This window comes from Pseudoalteromonas sp. CO325X (genome assembly GCF_004208955.1).
Taxonomy (GTDB): domain Bacteria; phylum Pseudomonadota; class Gammaproteobacteria; order Enterobacterales; family Alteromonadaceae; genus Pseudoalteromonas; species Pseudoalteromonas ruthenica.
The window spans coordinates 79,338-95,232 of record NZ_SGPG01000022.1 but is presented as its reverse complement, the minus strand read 5'-3'; the positions used below and the strand labels follow the sequence as shown (position 1 = coordinate 95,232).

9 protein-coding genes are annotated in these 15,895 nt (G+C 48.6%); 2 read left to right on the top strand and 7 right to left on the bottom strand.

Annotated elements, in window-relative coordinates; genetic code table 11:
* Positions 1–32: 32 nt before the first annotated feature.
* The 5 genes from EXT46_RS12630 to EXT46_RS12610 form a co-directional block, all read right to left on the bottom strand.
* On the bottom strand, positions 33–1,520 hold the full coding sequence (locus tag EXT46_RS12630; protein WP_130147657.1) for an MFS transporter: 1,488 nt from the start codon (positions 1,518–1,520) through the stop codon (positions 33–35).
* Positions 1,520–3,352 (bottom strand): alpha-amylase family glycosyl hydrolase, encoded by a 1,833-nt coding sequence (locus EXT46_RS12625; RefSeq protein ID WP_130147655.1) that lies wholly within the window; start codon positions 3,350–3,352, stop codon positions 1,520–1,522. The genes EXT46_RS12630 and EXT46_RS12625 overlap by 1 nt, the downstream gene beginning before the upstream one ends.
* An 82-nt stretch (positions 3,353–3,434) precedes the next feature.
* Positions 3,435–5,249, bottom strand: coding sequence for a glycoside hydrolase family 13 protein (locus EXT46_RS12620; protein WP_130147653.1), 1,815 nt, complete (start codon positions 5,247–5,249; stop codon positions 3,435–3,437).
* Entirely contained in the window at positions 5,249–6,742 is a 1,494-nt protein-coding gene (locus EXT46_RS12615; RefSeq protein WP_130147651.1) for a tryptophan halogenase family protein, read from the bottom strand. Before EXT46_RS12615 ends, EXT46_RS12620 begins: the two co-directional genes overlap by 1 nt.
* Before the next feature lie 86 nt (positions 6,743–6,828).
* Positions 6,829–9,633, bottom strand: coding sequence for a TonB-dependent receptor (locus EXT46_RS12610; protein WP_130147649.1), 2,805 nt, complete (start codon positions 9,631–9,633; stop codon positions 6,829–6,831).
* Between the two features lie 652 nt (positions 9,634–10,285).
* Here EXT46_RS12610 and EXT46_RS12605 point away from each other — a divergent pair.
* Together EXT46_RS12605 and EXT46_RS12600 are read left to right on the top strand one after the other, a co-directional pair.
* Positions 10,286–11,905: an alpha-glucosidase family protein gene (locus EXT46_RS12605; RefSeq protein ID WP_130147647.1), complete on the top strand. Its 1,620-nt coding sequence runs from the start codon at positions 10,286–10,288 to the stop codon at positions 11,903–11,905.
* 187 nt (positions 11,906–12,092) lie between these two features.
* The gene (locus tag EXT46_RS12600) at positions 12,093–12,329 is read left to right on the top strand and encodes a hypothetical protein (protein ID WP_130147645.1); all 237 of its coding nucleotides are present in this window, start codon (positions 12,093–12,095) and stop codon (positions 12,327–12,329) included.
* 75 nt (positions 12,330–12,404) lie between these two features.
* Here EXT46_RS12600 and topA read toward each other — a convergent pair whose 3' ends face one another.
* Together topA and tnpA are read right to left on the bottom strand one after the other, a co-directional pair.
* Positions 12,405–15,050 carry a type I DNA topoisomerase gene (gene topA, locus EXT46_RS12595; RefSeq protein WP_130147643.1) on the bottom strand — a complete coding sequence of 882 codons (2,646 nt, stop codon included), beginning with the start codon at positions 15,048–15,050 and terminating at the stop codon, positions 12,405–12,407.
* A gap of 278 nt (positions 15,051–15,328) precedes the next feature.
* Positions 15,329–15,763, bottom strand: a complete 435-nt coding sequence (gene tnpA / locus EXT46_RS12590) for an IS200/IS605 family transposase (protein WP_130147641.1) — start codon at positions 15,761–15,763, stop codon at positions 15,329–15,331.
* Positions 15,764–15,895: the final 132 nt, after the last annotated feature.

The window sequence follows — 15,895 nt, the reverse complement described above, 5'->3', positions numbered from 1 at the left end:
GCGTTTAATACTTTCACTGTATCACCCTTAGATTAATGATTAAGTTTCACCCGCGTAAGTGCAAGCGCTGCCAACACAAAAGACACGCCACCAATGATGAGCGCGTAAATAGGTTGATTGGCAAAGCCATGCTTTAAAATAAGCCCGAGAATACTGGCTGCAAGCAACTGCGGAATAACGATAAAGAAATTGAAAATACCCATATACACGCCCATTTTCGAGCTCGGTAGCGCGCTCGAAAGCATGGCATAAGGCAACGAAAGAATAGACGCCCACGCAAAACCAATTCCCACCATGGGCAGCATCAGCCAGGCTGGGTCACTAATAACCAAAAAGCTGACCAGCGACAGTGCGCCTAAGAGCAAGTTAAGGGCATGGGCGATGCGAATACCGACGCGCTTCACCATCACCGGGATCACCAGTGCGGCCAGCGCAGCAAAGCCGTTATAAGCGGCAAACAGCACGCCAACCCAGTCAGCACCATCATTGTAAGCTTTAGAAGTAACATCAACACTGCCATAGTGGTGGCTGGTCACCGCAGCCGTGGTGTAAATCCACATCGCAAAGAGCGAAAACCAACTAAAAAACTGCACCCAGGCAAGTTGACGCATGGCCTTGGGCATAGTGAAAACATCGTGTACCACCGCAAAGAAGCCGTTACCCGTGTAGCCTTGGCGCTGTTGCCAAGCGGCGATACCTTGTAACATGGCAAAGGCCAGCAGTAAGCCCCCGAGCAAGTACAACTCTTTCTCTAAGTCCATCACCCCAACGGCAGCGATAATCGCCGCCCCTGATAGGCCGCTGACCACTAAAGTGCGAGCAAAGTTAATGATCTGCGTGGTATCGATAGTGGTATTGGCCTGTGCGTCATCATTAAACGCCGCGAGCTGCTCTGGGCTGTATTCCTTGGTGGTAAACACCGTCCACATAACACATCCCAACAAAAACGCACCGCCGACGTAAAAGGCATACTGCACTGAAGGGGGAATTACTCCGGCAGCCGCAGTATTACTGACATCAAACCAATTGCTCAAGATCCACGGTAAACTGGAAGCGACCACCGCACCCACGCCAATGAAAAAGCTCTGTAGAGAGTAGCCGAGCGCACGTTGCTTGTTCGGCAAGTTATCACCGACTAATGCGCGAAAGGGTTCCATGGTGACGTTAATTGACGCATCCATAATCCATAACATGCCCGCCGCAACCCACAGTGTTGGTGAGTTAGGCATTACCACTAAGGCCGCCGTGGTGACGATCGCACCGTAAAAGAAATACGGACGGCGACGTCCTAAGCGCCCCCAGGTTTTGTCACTCATATAGCCAATAATGGGTTGCACGATAAGCCCGGTAAGCGGCGCCGCCACCCATAAAATGGGGATGTCATCGATTTTTGCTCCGAGCGTTTGGAAAATACGGCTGACATTAGCGTTTTGCAACGCAAAGCCAAACTGGATCCCCATGAATCCGAGGCACATATTCCATATTTGCCAAAAGCTTAAGCTGGGTCTTTCATTTTGCATTATTGTTTACTTCCTAATTGCACCACACTGACACCCTGATATGGCAACGTTAAGCTGATACCTTGGGCATCGAACTGTGGCTCTGTGCCTAATAAGGTTTCCCCCTCGCCACTGGGGATATCAATACGCACAGACTGTGGCTGCTGCGCGAAGTTAGCCACCACGAGAATGCGCTGCTGCGCAAGTTGGCGCACAAAGCTAACCACCTGCTTTGGTTGTGAATTAGCCACGCTTTGCAGCTCACCGCCGACAATGGCAGGCAACGAATTAAGGGCCATAAGTTGGACATAAAACTGCCGTAATTGGCGCTGCTCTGGGCTCAGCAATGCACCGTCAAAAGCGCCGTTATTCATCCACTGTTGATGAGCAGGCACCCCAATGTAGTCAAAAATACTGGTGCGCGTTGGGTCGCCAAACCCGGGCTCTTCGGAGCCATCCTCGCCCACCGTTTGGCCAAAATAGAGCATGCTTGGCGAGCGTCCGATTAGGGTCGATACCGTCATCGCGGGCTTGCCCCAGTTCATGTCGCCGGCGAAATCACTGCTGGCGATACGCTGCTCGTCGTGGTTTTCTAAAAAGTGCAACATATGCTGCTCAATATCCGCCACCTCGTGGTGCTTAGCAAGCAGAGCATCCGCACCTTGTTGGCCCTGAATAATGGCCTTTAAGGTGTCATAGAACCCGACCTTGTCGTACAGGTAATCCATTTTCCCTTGGTGAATATAAGGGCGATATAGGCTTGGGTTATACACTTCGGCAAGTAAGAAGGCATCGGGGTTGGTCATTTTAATAGCGGAGTTTAGGAAGCTCCAAAACTCTACCGGCACCATTTCTGCCATATCATAGCGAAAGCCATCTACGCCTTTGGCCAGCCAGTACTGAGTGATATCGCGGAATTTATACCAGCTATCCGGTAGGGATTTATCTTGCCAAAACTGGTAGTGAGCACGGTAATCTTTGTTCGCATAGTCCTTTGGCAAACGCGGGAAATCATAGCTGCCATCGGGTTTGACACCATAATTGATCTTTACCGTCTCGTACCAATCATTGATATCAGGCTGCGCCTTGCGTGCGCCATTGCCGGTCCATTTCGCTGGGGTTTCCGCAAAATGACCATCGGCCTTGGGGTGGCTCATCCCCCCGAGTACTTGATACTGCGGCGACTGCGGTACTTTAAATGACTCACCGACCACGTAATAAAAGTTGTTATCGCGGCGATAGCTGACGCTGGTATCGTCATTGGCGCCGAAATCCGCTACTCCCTCGGGCTTAGATACCGAGTGATAATCACGGGCGACATGGTTAGGCACAATATCGATAAGCACTTTCATGCCCTGCTCATGAGTACGAGCAATCAAGGCCTCGAACTCTTGCAAGCGATCGCTTGGTTTCGCGGCTAGGTCGGGGTTAACGTTATAATAATCTTTAATGGCATAGGGTGAGCCCGCCCGCCCCTTGACCACATCAGGGTCATCACCTGGTAGTCCGAAGTCACTGTAGTCTGTGACCGTGGCGTGGTGTAACACCCCGGTATACCAAATATGAGTCACTCCCAACTCTTTAATCCCCGCGAGGGCTTTGTCATCAAAATCGGCAAATTTGCCTACGCCATTTTCGCTTAGCGTGCCCCATGGTTTATTAGTTTGCTGGGTGTTACCAAATAAGCGCGTAAACACTTGGTAGACCACCGGCTTTTGTACTTGCTCGGCATCTTGTTGCAGCTCTTTTTCAGCGTCTTTGCTGTGCGAGGAACTGGTGTTTTCAGAGCAGCCTAGCAGGGCTACAGCCAATGACCCAGCCAGTAGCGTGGTTGTTAACTTGTTGTCTTTCATGGGTACACTTTGTTATTTCTTTTATGACAAAAATACTACGTTCTCCACGGCCCCTTTGATATGCCGTGCATACGTATTCACTCTATTGCAGTGCTAAAATCATGGCTTGTTCAGCGCCGATTGCCAGCGTTTGATTTAACTGTAATATCTCACCACTCAGCAGATTTTTAGCCTGCTTTGCGCCTTGTAAAATCTCGGCAAAAGGCGCCAGTTCTAGGTGCTGTTTGCCGCCTTTGTTCAATATCACCACAATGCGCTGCTCACTATCAATACGGGCATACAGGTAGACATTGTCCTTAGGAGCAAAGTGCACCATCCGACCTTGACGCAGCGCGCTATATTGTTTGCGCAACTGCAATAAGGTGCGCAGATAGCCTTGCATCTGTGTTTGCTCTACGCTCAAGCCTTGCCCAGTGATGGCATCGGCTTGATGGCCACTGAAACCGCCGGGGAACTCAATACGAATATCCCCATGGGCATCCGAAGGGGTGTTATCAAGTAACACCTCCGTACCATAATAGACTTGGGGAATGCCACGAATAGTGAGCATCAGTGTCATTGCCAACTTGGTTTTGTTAAGGCTTTGCCCTAGCTGGGTGTATATGCGGCTCATGTCATGGTTATCGGCAAACACCAGCAAGTCATCGGCGTTGGCATACATAAAGTCATTACCGAGACTTTGATACACCCGCACCCAGCCGGTGTGCCAACCAGGCTCTTCATTGAGGGCCTTGACTAGAGCCGCCTGCAACGGGAAGTCCATCATTGAATTGATGGCGGTGCTAAAACCGTCTTGGTTGTGTTTGCCGCGCTGCCAATAAGCAATAATTCCTGGATTGGTGGTCCACTCTTCACCAACAATACTGAAGTTGGGATACTCGGCCATAATGGCCTGACTCCAACGGGCCATAAAGGCTTTATCGGAATAAGAATTGGTATCGACGCGAATACCGCTAAGCCCGGCCTGCTCAATCCACCATATACTGTGCTGAATCAAATAAGTGCTCAGCTCGTCTACACGCTGATTCAGGTCGGGCATTGCCGGCACAAACCACGCGTCGTTAAAGCGAGTGCGATCGTATGCGCTGCTGTGGGGGTCCATCACCGTTTGTCGGCGATGATTATTAGCCAAAAACTCACCGCCGTTGTTTATCCAATCTCGGCTCGGTTTATCGGCCACCCATGGATGATTGGCGCCAATGTGATTGGGCACCATATCCATGATCACCCCGATCCCCCGCTCGGCAGCTTGTGCCACCATATCAAAATAGGCCTCGTTGCCGCCCATGCGTGGGTCGATGGCATACAGGTTGGTCATCGCATACCCATGGTATGACCCTGAGGCCATATTATTCTCTCGTGCTGGAGTGAGCCATAGTTGCGTAAAGCCCATGCGTTTTAGGTAATCGAGACGCTCGGTTATCCCTTGTAAATCACCGCCACGGCGGCCGTCGCGCGCCTGACGGTCGGCTTTTTCTATCATGCTGGGGTGATTATCGTTATGCACGTCGCCATTAGCAAAGCGATCGGGGTTGATAAGGTATATCACATCATCACTGCTAAACCCTTGACGCTGCTTTGAATCGTGCGCCCGCGCCTTGAGTTGATAGTCAAATTGCGCGCCATCGTCGGCGACAAACTGCAGTGTACCTGGACGCGCCTGGACACCGATATGCACACTGAGAAACTGATAGTTGTCGGAGTCAAGATGATGCTGACGCGTTAGTGTAACGCCGTCGTATGGGCGTAACTGCCACTGCCGCTGGGCAGTATTTGGTGCACGCAGCAGCAATTGCACATCGGGGTTTTGCATTCCTACCCACCAATGTTTTGGCGCCACTTCAATGCCCTGACAGGGTAGCGCCAATAAGGCTAATAACACCATAAATACACGCATTAGCTTAGATTCCTTTTAATAAATTGTTGGTGGCTCGGCATGCTTTGCACTGCCTGATTAATCAGTGTGCGCAAACTTTGCAGTAATTCATCAAGTTGCTCATTTGATAATTGCTCAGCCAACGGGTGGTGCTGTTGGGGCCAACAGTTTTGACCGATAAATACCTGTTGCCAGGCCACTTCGGCAAAGAGCTCATCTTGATAACGATGCACCTGCCCGCTTTGTTGGAACTGGGCGATACGCTCGCCAAGAGATGGCGGCAGTTCCATATCGGCGCAGTAACGCCAAAAACGACTATCTTGGCGCTGGTTTTGGGCATAATGGAGAATGATAAAGTCGCGAATTTGCGCCATTTCGGTGCTAAATAAGCGGTTAAATGCACGCACCGAGGCGGGGGCAATGCCTTGGTGTGGAAAATGTTTCAATAAGCGGATCACCGCAGTTTGAATCAAATGGATACTGGTGGACTCAAGGGGCTCAAGGAAGCCACTGCTTAAACCGATGGCGACCACATTTTTGTGCCATTGCTGGCGCCTAGCACCAGTGCGAAATGGGATCACCCGGGGCTCGTGCAATGCCTCACCGGGAAGGTTTGCCAGTAACTGCGCCTTGGCTTGGTCGTCATCGAGATAGCGAGAGCAGTAAACTAAGCCATTACCAACGCGATGCTGCAACGGGATTTGCCACTGCCAACCGCCATCATGAGCGATGGAGCGGGTATAAGGTAGCGGGTCTTTATCGTCGCCGTGATGCGATTGCACAGCGATGGCGCGGTCGCACGGTAACCAGTGTGACCAATCCTCAAAACCGACCCCTAAGGTTTGCGCTATCAACAGTGCTCGTTGACCGCTGCAATCAATGAATAAGTCCCCTTCTACGCGCTCGCCTGATTGTAACACCAACGCCTGCACATCGCCGTTATCACTTTGCTCAACCTTATTAACCTTAGCGTCTATACGCTGAACGCCAAAGTGTTCGGCGCGCTCGCGCAACAGTTGCGCATACAAGCTGGCGTCAAAATGATACGCATGCTCAGTACCAGCTAACTGGGTATTGGGTAAATGCCGCAGTGGTGCAAAGCGCCCTGCTTTTGCTGCTTGGAAATTAAGTGAGTAATCCCACAACGAATGGCCAAGCCCTTGCTCTTTTGCATGGTGAAAAAGGTGATGAAAATCACAAAAGGGCAGCGCTTTACCTAAATGACCAAACGCATGCATGTAGCTGTCGCCCTTGCGGCCCCAGTTTTCAAACTGGATCCCCAATTTAATCGTCGCCCCGGTGCGCTGTATCAGCGTTTTTTCATCAATACCCAAGGCGTTGTTAAAGGCGACAATCGGCGGAATGGTCGCTTCACCGACGCCGACAGTTCCAATATCACTGGACTCTACTAGGGTAATACTCAGCTGTTTGCCCAGCATTTTTGCCAACAAAGCGGCACTTAACCACCCTGCTGTTCCGCCTCCTAAGATCACCACCCGGTTAATATTTGCCATCTCTGTGTGCCCCGCTATTAGCTGTTAACTTCAAAAAAGCCCTTGAAAATTCAAGGGCTTTTTAAAAAAGTTACGACAGTTAAGAGTTATAGCTCATACTTGAAACCGAGCAAGTAGGTACGACCATAATCTTGGTAATCACGTACTTGCAGGGCATTGTCACCTTGTAGCGAGATAAACGGCTCTTCGGTGATGTTTTGCACTTGGAAAGTAATCTCTAGACTCTCTAGGCCTTGAATACCGGAATCAGCAAAGTCATACCCAAGCTGTGCATCCCAGATGGTTTCACCTTGGATATCGACTTGGTCAGTTGAAAAACCCACACCGTAGATATCGCCTTTAAAGTCACTACGCTTACGCATGCTCGTACGTGCGGTGAAACCATAGCGCTCATAGTACAAGGTTAAGCTTTGAATGCTGTCAGACAAACCTGGCAATTCATAGTCGTTGCCATTGGGGTCTTCCATATCCTGCTCAACACCGGTATGGCTAGCCAGTAGGCCAAAACCTTCTAGCTCATCGGCGAATAAGTTAAACGGTAATGCCACGGAAAGCTCGTAACCCCATAGATCACCGCCACCGCCATTGATTTTACCTGAGCCGGTGCCGGTGCTGTTTGGTGGAATTTCACCAGTAGCCGGGTCCGCCACGCCGCTCATGTCAATCTCATAGTTACCGTCAAAAATCCATTGGTTCAGGTCTTTATAAAACACCGCTGCCGAGAAGTAACCTTCTTCACTAAAGTAGTTCTCATAGCTTAAGTCGAAGCCCGTCGCCTCTTTGGGTTCAAGCTCCGGGTTGCCGCCGGATACCGACCAATAATTGCCGTTTTCATCTGGCTGCTGGGCATTGTACGACGCGCTGATTGAGGCATTCATTTCATCTAAGCGCGCACGAGAAATGGTTTTCGCCGCACCAAAACGCAGCGTTTGCTGCTCATCTAGAGCAAAGTTAAGGTTTAGGCTCGGCAGTAGATTGCTATAGTCGTGGCTAATATCGGTGGGTTCGGCCACAACGAGGCCATCAACGACATTAAAGGCATTACCCTGTGACGACTGTTTGGTATACACATAACGCACACCGACATTACCCGTTACTGGGATATCACCTAGCTCTGCATTAATATTGGCTTGTACAAAAGCGGCGGTGACTTCTTCTTGCACTGTCCATGAACGTGTTAAGTGCTTAGAGTCCGTAAGGCTTTCACGCAGTAGATTATAGTAACCGTCATCCACGAGCGCACGAGTATCGTAAGCGACCATTGGGCCCATGCCAATAAAGCTTAAATCGGCACTACCTAGACGATACTGCTCAGGCACTTCGAGCATGCCGACGTTCTCTGGGTAAGAGAAATCAGCCAAGGTCATAAAGTAGCCTTCAGAGACCTTGGTTTTCTCACGGTCGCGATAAGAGACGCCAAATTCCACACCGCTGATGTAGGCGTTATCCATTGCCTTGCTAGCGGCCAATTTCAACGTAGTTAATTCGTCTTCCACTTCTGGGGCATTAATAAAGCCATCTTGTGCGGTATTCTCATACGGTGTGCCGGTTAAGCCATATTGATTATTTAATGCCGCACTAGAACCCCAAGATAAAGGCCCACCTAATTGAATAAGATTGAAGTCGCTGTAATCAAGCTGGTGCGAGAATTGGGCGCCGGTGTTGCCATCATCAAAGGCATAGCCGATGTTATCGGAAATACCGTTATTATCACCACGACCTGTACCTGAGTAGCTTTCGATACTCCATACTTGACGCTCTACTTCGGAGCGGCTGGCATCAAATTCCAGCTCCCAGTCGTTACTAAGGAGGTATTCTACATTAAAGCCAAACTGACTCAGATCCGCTTTACGCTCTTCAAAATCGTTACGAACGACAACGCGTTGACCTTCTGTTAAGGCGCTGGTGATAAAGCCGCTGTCTGCATCAACCGTTGCGCTCTCAGGAGAGATTGAGCCTTGACCCCATGCAAACGGGACTTCAATACCACGAAGAATTTTTTCGTCAGTAAAATCAACATAAAGCGCATCAAAGGTCATGCTCAAGTCGCTGCTAGGCGCGTATTCAAGCACTAACATCGCCGAGTCACGCTCGAGCGTTGATGAGCGCACAAAAGGTTTCGCCCCACCCAAGATTGAATACGTATCCCCTGAGTCTGTGGTAAATTCAGGGTAGCCCCATGAGTTCCAACGCTTCTCCTGGTTGGGTGAACTCATTGTTGTATAGGCAAAAGCAACGCCAAAGGTATCATCAGCGAACTGATCAATGTAAGAAACCGTACCACGGAAGCCTTTGTCATCGCCGTCTGGATTTAGTTTATCGAAACTCGTTTGCTCAAGCTGACCGTTAAACTGAATGACCTGCTCACCCTTGCTTAGCGGGCGGACTGTTTGCATATCAATAACACCGGCAATGCCTTCAGCATCAAGTGATGCACTCGGTGTTTTATAAACCGTTACACCGCTCATAATTTCTGACGGGTAAAGGTCGAATTCTACGCCACGGTTGTCGCTGATAGAAACTTGTTCACGACCATTAAAGGTGGTGGCGCTCTCGTTTTCGCTAAAACCACGTACGCTGACACGTGATGCGCGACCGTCTAAGCGCTGTGCAGTCAAACCAGGTAAGCGAGCAATAGATTCAGCAATAGACGAATCTGGTAATTTACCAATGTCTTCAGCAGACACTGACTCTACCACTTCTGTTGCAAAACGCTTGGTATTGATTGACTCGACGACACTGCGGCGAAAGCCACGTACTTCAATCACTTCAACATCTTGCTGCTCATCGGCTTGCGCCTGCGCTTCGTTGCCTTGAGCATACGCGACTTGGCTACCTAAACCGGCACTCAACAGTGCAAGCGTTAGCATACTTGGTTTGAACATAGACATAGTGTTTTATCCCGATTAACCATTTTATTAGGACCAATTGGTGATAGTTAGCGCTGCACCAATTTGGCTCGTGTTGTTGTCGCAAAAAATACTAACGCTCGTCTTAAATTATTAACAAACTTATGCATACGTATTCAATGTAATTGCAGCTGCAATATTTTACATTTTAGTTACATCAAAATTAGCAACAATCCAGTAAATATGCGAGCTTGCTAGCCTTTACAGCACAGTTACAGTTTAACACCCCCAACAATACGCTGCCCTAGCCTACGCCAGCTCCCTGAACCCATAAATAAGCCCACATCCCTTACTGTTAGGGCTACTGAGAACATGATAGTAAGAGCCCATACTGTGGCGTGGTAATTGGTCTTACCATTTATTTTTGCACTACTTTAGTGCATCAGTGGGCTGAATCGCCTTAAATAAGTGCAAGACCCGATTACCGGAACCAGCCAACTCAATGGCACTGTTTCCATTGGTAAACAGCCTTTTGGTATCAATTTGGTGACAAAGCCAAGCAAACACTAAAGCCACCTAATGCGCTTTTGCATACGAATACATCATGCATACGTATGCAGATTTTTTACAAGCGTTCTGAGGTTGCCGTATTCTTTGCCAAGCAAAAAAATTAACCGATGTTCTGGAGCGAAACATGGCGAACCCTCTTTGGTGGAAAGGTGCGGTAATTTATCAGATTTACCCCCGCAGCTTTCAAGATACAAACGGCGATGGAATTGGCGACCTCCGAGGTATTATTAACCGCCTTGATTACATAAAGAGCTTGGGTGTGGATGCGGTGTGGATCTCACCGTTTTTCAAATCGCCAATGAAGGATTTCGGTTATGACATCAGCGACTATCGGGATATTGACCCTATTTTTGGCGATCTTACAGACTTCGATGAACTGATCGCCGAAGCACATCAGCGCGATATTAAAATCATTATTGATCAGGTATTGAGCCACACCTCTGATCAACATCCCTGGTTCTTGCAAAGCCGCGAATCAAACAATAATGAGTATGCCGATTGGTACGTGTGGGCAGACGCTAAAGAAGATGGCACGCAGCCTAACAATTGGCTATCCATTTTCGGCGGCCCGGCATGGCAATGGGAACCTCGTCGCGAACAGTATTATTTGCATAACTTCCTCACCGAGCAGCCAGACCTTAATTTTCATAACCCGCAAGTGCGTCAAGCGGTGCTTGATAACGTGGAGTTTTGGCTCAAAAAAGGGGTTGATGGCTTCCGCTTAGATGCCATTAACTTTTGTTATCACGACGCTCAATTACGTGATAACCCGGCAAAGCCAAAAGAAAAGCGTCAAGGCCGTGGTTTTAGCGAAGATAACCCGTACGCTTTTCAATACCATTACTACAACAACACGCAACCTGAAAACCTCGACTTTATGCGCGATATTCGTGCCTTACTCGACAAGTACCCGGGTACGGTAGCACTTGGGGAGATCTCGTCTGAGGATTCCCTTGCGACCATGGCCGAATACACCAGCGGCGGTGACAAGCTGCATATGGGATATAGTTTCGAGCTACTAACCGATGATTACAGCAGCGCCTATATTCGTAAAACGGTCGAGACCTTAGAGGCGAATATGCTCGAGGGCTGGCCTTGCTGGGCGTTTAGTAATCATGATGTGGAGCGTGTTGCCAGTCGTTGGGCAAAAAACGGCGAAGTTAACCCTGAACAAGTAAAAATGTTGACCGCACTGCTTGGCTCCCTACGTGGCAGTGTATGTATGTATCAAGGTGAAGAACTGGCATTAGGCGAAGCGGATGTTGCATTCGAAGATTTGCAAGACCCCTATGGCATCACTTTTTGGCCCAACTTCAAAGGCCGTGATGGTTGTCGCACGCCGATGCCTTGGCAAGACGGTGAGCACGCCGGGTTTAGCACGGTAAAACCATGGCTGCCGGTAAGCCATGCTCACAGCCTACACCATGTTGCCAAACAACAACAGGATGCTCATTCAACGCTCAATGCCTACAGCGAATTTATGGCTTGGCGGCGTCAGCATCGTGCGTTAATTGAAGGTGACATTCACTTTATTGATACTCATGAGCCCGTTCTTGCCTTTACCCGCAACCACGGTGATGAGTCCATATGTTGTTATTTTAACCTATCGGAGCAACCCGTGAGTGTCGAAGTAACGCACGCGCCCAGTCATCAATATCAAGATTCGTTGCGCCATCACACTGGGCGATTGCAAGGCCAAACACTGCATTTACCTGCATTTGGCTGTTGGTTTGCTCGTCTTTAACCCCTTCCCTTGTGTCATAAAACGTGACATTTTTTAGCACCCTACGGGGTGCTTTTTTTGTGCTTGCTCAAAAGTCATGTTGCTCACCCAAGGACAACGTCGGTTATCTTGACGATAAAAATAACTCACTTTCTAAAAACCAACGATTACGCTAAAAATAAAGCACTTTCCAAAGAGGAACTATGCAATGAAATACCTTGTTTTAAGTGCGCTGTTTGCTATTAGCTTACACAGTGCTTTTGCCAGCGATGACCTACCAGTCGCCCCCGAGGAGATAATCAAGGAGCACACGCAGATGTGCCTAGACTGGGCCACGGAAGATGACATTGATGCGCAAAGCCAGTATCAGTATGTGCTCGACTGTGTCAATGACGAACTCAGTGACAATGGTTACCAGCACGTACAACAAGTGAATATCAAATAGCCACTTGCCTGATATGGGCCTAGGGGAATAAAAAAGCCGCTCAATCATTGTGAGCGGCTTTTTCTTTTTTGCGGGTTACTTTTTCTTTTTCGCTTTCTTTTTCTCTTCTTCAACCCATTTACCATTTTCGTAGGTTGCCTTCCAGCCGGTCGCTTTACCATCGACTTCTGTCATTACATACTGCGACTTAGTCTTACGGCTAAAACGTACTACCGCTGGGTTACCATCAGAGTCAGTCTCTGGCGCATCGGCTAAATAGTAAAATTTAGGTGATATACGATCGCGAAAACGCTTTAATTCAGAAACCTTAGGTGCCCGAGTCTCCCGTGACTTAGGAAACGTAGAAGCAGCCAAGAATATACCAGCAGCGCCATCACGCAGCACGAAATAGGCATCCGATTTCTCGCATTCAAGCTCTGGCAAGTGCACAGGGTCCTCTTTAGGTGGTGCTGGCTCGCCATTTTTAAGCAGTTTACGAGTATTTTTACAGTCTTCATTGGTACAGCCAAAATACTTACCGAAGCGACCGTTTTTCAGCTCCATATCGGCGCCACACTTATCGCACTCAATAATCGGACCATCATAGCCCTTGAGCTTAAACTGCCCTTGTTCAATGAGGTAGCCACTGCACGCGGGATTATTACCACAGACATGCAGTTTTCGGGTTTCATCAATTAAATATGAATCCATGGCGGTTTCACATTTAGGGCAACGCTTCATTTGCATCAGTGTTGATGTTTCAACATCTTCAACTTCATCGGCATTGACCGCTTCCTCACCAGGCGTGAGGTTCATGGTGGTGGTGCAGCGCTCTTTAGGGGGCAAGTTATACCCAGTACAACCTAGGAACACACCGGTTGATGCTGTGCGGATCCCCATTTTTCTGCCACAGCTAGGACAATCAATGTCAGTCTCGACCATTTGGTTTTGACGCATTCCGCCTTGCGCCTCATCGCCACTGGCAATGGCTAACTTTTCCGAGAAGTCGGCATAAAAGTTATCCAGCACTTGAGTCCACTGACGCTCGCCCTCGGCAATATCATCCAGGCGCTCTTCCATTTTGGCGGTAAAGTCGTAGTTCAACAGCTCGGTAAAGTTCTCAACAAGGCGATCGGTGACGATTTCACCCATTTTTTCAGCGAAGAAACGACGGTTTTCCACCCGCACATAGCCTCTGTCCTGAATAGTGCCGATGATCGAAGCATAGGTTGAGGGTCGACCGATACCGCGCTTCTCAAGCTCTTTAACCAAGCTTGCTTCACTGTATCGCGCTGGCGGCTTGGTAAAGTGCTGTTGTGGGTCCAGCTTATCTAAGCTTAATTCGTCACCGACACTCAATGCTGGCAGCGCTTGCTCTTCATCGCTTTTCTTGCGCACAGCAGGTTGCACTCGGGTCCAACCATCAAAGCGCAATACACGGCCTTTGGCTTTAAGCTCAAACTCACCCGCTGTGACCGTCACTGTGGTTAAATCGTATTGCGCTGGCACCATCTGGCAGGCAACAAATTGACGCCAAATAAGCTCATACAGTTTCTTCGCGTCAGCATCAACACCCTCAACATGCCCTGAAAGAACGTTTACATCTGACGGTCGGATTGCTTCGTGCGCTTCTTGTGCGTTGCCTTTTGCGCTGTAAATATTGGCTTTTTCCGGCAGGTAATTGTCGCCAAAATTATCGGCCACATAACCGCGACACATGGCGATAGCGTCTTGTGACAAGTTAGTCGAGTCGGTACGCATATAGGTAATATAACCGGCTTCGTAAAGACGCTGCGCTAGCATCATGGTCTTTTTAACGCCATAGCCTAAGCGCGTACTGGCCGCTTGTTGCATGGTGGAGGTGATAAAAGGCGCACTTGGGCGGCTTTTACTCGGTTTTTCTTCAACGTCGGCAACTTGGTACTGAGCCGATTGCAGCTGCGCCACAGCGGCCTCTGCCTGGTCTTTATTAACCGGTTTAAAGGCTTTACCTTGCTCTTTGGTTACCAGAAGACGTAACGCATCGGCTTTGGCTTGTACATCAGCATGAATATCCCAAAACTCTTGCGGGATAAAGGCCTTGATTTCGCGCTCGCGTTCCACGAGAAGACGAACGGCAACGGACTGCACGCGCCCAGCAGATAACCCGCGCGCCACCTTTTGCCACAACAAAGGCGAGACCATAAAGCCAACAACACGGTCTAGGAAGCGTCGCGCTTGCTGAGCCTGTACCATATCGGTATTCAGCTCGCCCGGGGTAGAAAAGGCCTGTTGAATGGCATTTTTGGTGATTTCGTTAAAAACCACCCGTTTGTACTTCGACTTATCACCGCCGATAATCTCTTCAAGGTGCCATGCTATGGCTTCCCCTTCTCTATCCAAATCCGTTGCAAGATAAATTTCATCTGCCGTTTCGGCGAGTTTTTTTAATTCTTGAACAACTTTTTCTTTGCCGGGTAGCACCTCATAGTGAGGCTCCCAACCTTTTTCTGGGTCAATACCCATGCGTGCAACTAGGTTTTGATAGTCACGCTTCTTTTTATAGGCGGCTTTTTCCTCAGGGGCCATTTTGCGCACTTCGGCGGGAGATTTTGCCGCAGGCGCCTTCGCCTTACCTGACCCTGAGGTGGGAAGGTCGCGTACGTGACCTACGCTGGACTTAACAACATAGTCCTTGCCTAGGTATTTATTAATTGTTTTTGCTTTTGCAGGAGACTCTACAATGACTAGCGATTTGCCCATAATAGCCTAAGTTGACCTATCTCTTTTTATAATGATTGCCCTTGTTCGTGGGCACGAATAAATATAGGTATATCTACAAACACCTATTGTTACAAGCTTTGACGCTAAACTTTTATCTAATCAGCGATTTTTTGACCAGCTGTTGCTGTGATTTTGTCCGTTATGGTGATTAATCACCGATGCACAGGCTAACGCCGGGCAATATATAGGAATAAAAGTAAAGAATCCACCTTCTGAAGAAGGTGGCTTTGTGATTGCCCCCTCAAAGGGGGCGTTGTTTACTCCAGCGTTAATTGGGCTTGCTCTTGCTTCTCTTCTTTCTCTTGATGCCTGACGTAACGCCTTATTACCTCTTCATTTATTCCAACCGTATCGACAAAGTATCCTCGTTGCCAAAAATGGTTGCCCCACATCTTATTTTTTCTCAAGTACGGGTATTTACTAAATAGCTTTAGTGCTATTTTACCTTTGAGTGTCCCCCTCAGGCTCGATATCGACAACTTCGGTGGGACCTTGATAACTAAATGAACATGGTCTAACTGCACATTGAGCTCTACCACTTTGCAACCAAGTTGCTCACTGTAAACGTGAATACAGCGATAGACATCTTTACCTACCTTGTTCTTCAGGATTCTGAAACGGTATTTTGGGGTCCAAACTATATGATATTGACATCGCCAATACACATGCGATGCTTTCTCGTATCTACTCATGTTTCTTGTCCTTTTGACTTCGCTAAAAATCAACAGAGCAATTAACATGGGTAGCTTTTTCAGGCCAAGCCTAAATTGATGATAACCACCTACTGAAGTAGGTGGTTTAGGGGCCGAAAACAAAAATGCCAA

Coding starts and splice junctions, on each gene's coding strand:
- EXT46_RS12620 (WP_130147653.1), bottom strand. CDS start 5,249: ATGCGTGTATTTATGGTGTTATTAGCCTTATTGGCGCTACCCTGTCAG.
- EXT46_RS12600 (WP_130147645.1), top strand. CDS start 12,093: ATGAAATACCTTGTTTTAAGTGCGCTGTTTGCTATTAGCTTACACAGT.
- EXT46_RS12625 (WP_130147655.1), bottom strand. CDS start 3,352: ATGAAAGACAACAAGTTAACAACCACGCTACTGGCTGGGTCATTGGCT.
- tnpA (WP_130147641.1), bottom strand. CDS start 15,763: ATGAGTAGATACGAGAAAGCATCGCATGTGTATTGGCGATGTCAATAT.
- EXT46_RS12630 (WP_130147657.1), bottom strand. CDS start 1,520: ATGCAAAATGAAAGACCCAGCTTAAGCTTTTGGCAAATATGGAATATG.
- EXT46_RS12615 (WP_130147651.1), bottom strand. CDS start 6,742: ATGGCAAATATTAACCGGGTGGTGATCTTAGGAGGCGGAACAGCAGGG.
- EXT46_RS12605 (WP_130147647.1), top strand. CDS start 10,286: ATGGCGAACCCTCTTTGGTGGAAAGGTGCGGTAATTTATCAGATTTAC.
- topA (WP_130147643.1), bottom strand. CDS start 15,050: ATGGGCAAATCGCTAGTCATTGTAGAGTCTCCTGCAAAAGCAAAAACA.
- EXT46_RS12610 (WP_130147649.1), bottom strand. CDS start 9,633: ATGTCTATGTTCAAACCAAGTATGCTAACGCTTGCACTGTTGAGTGCC.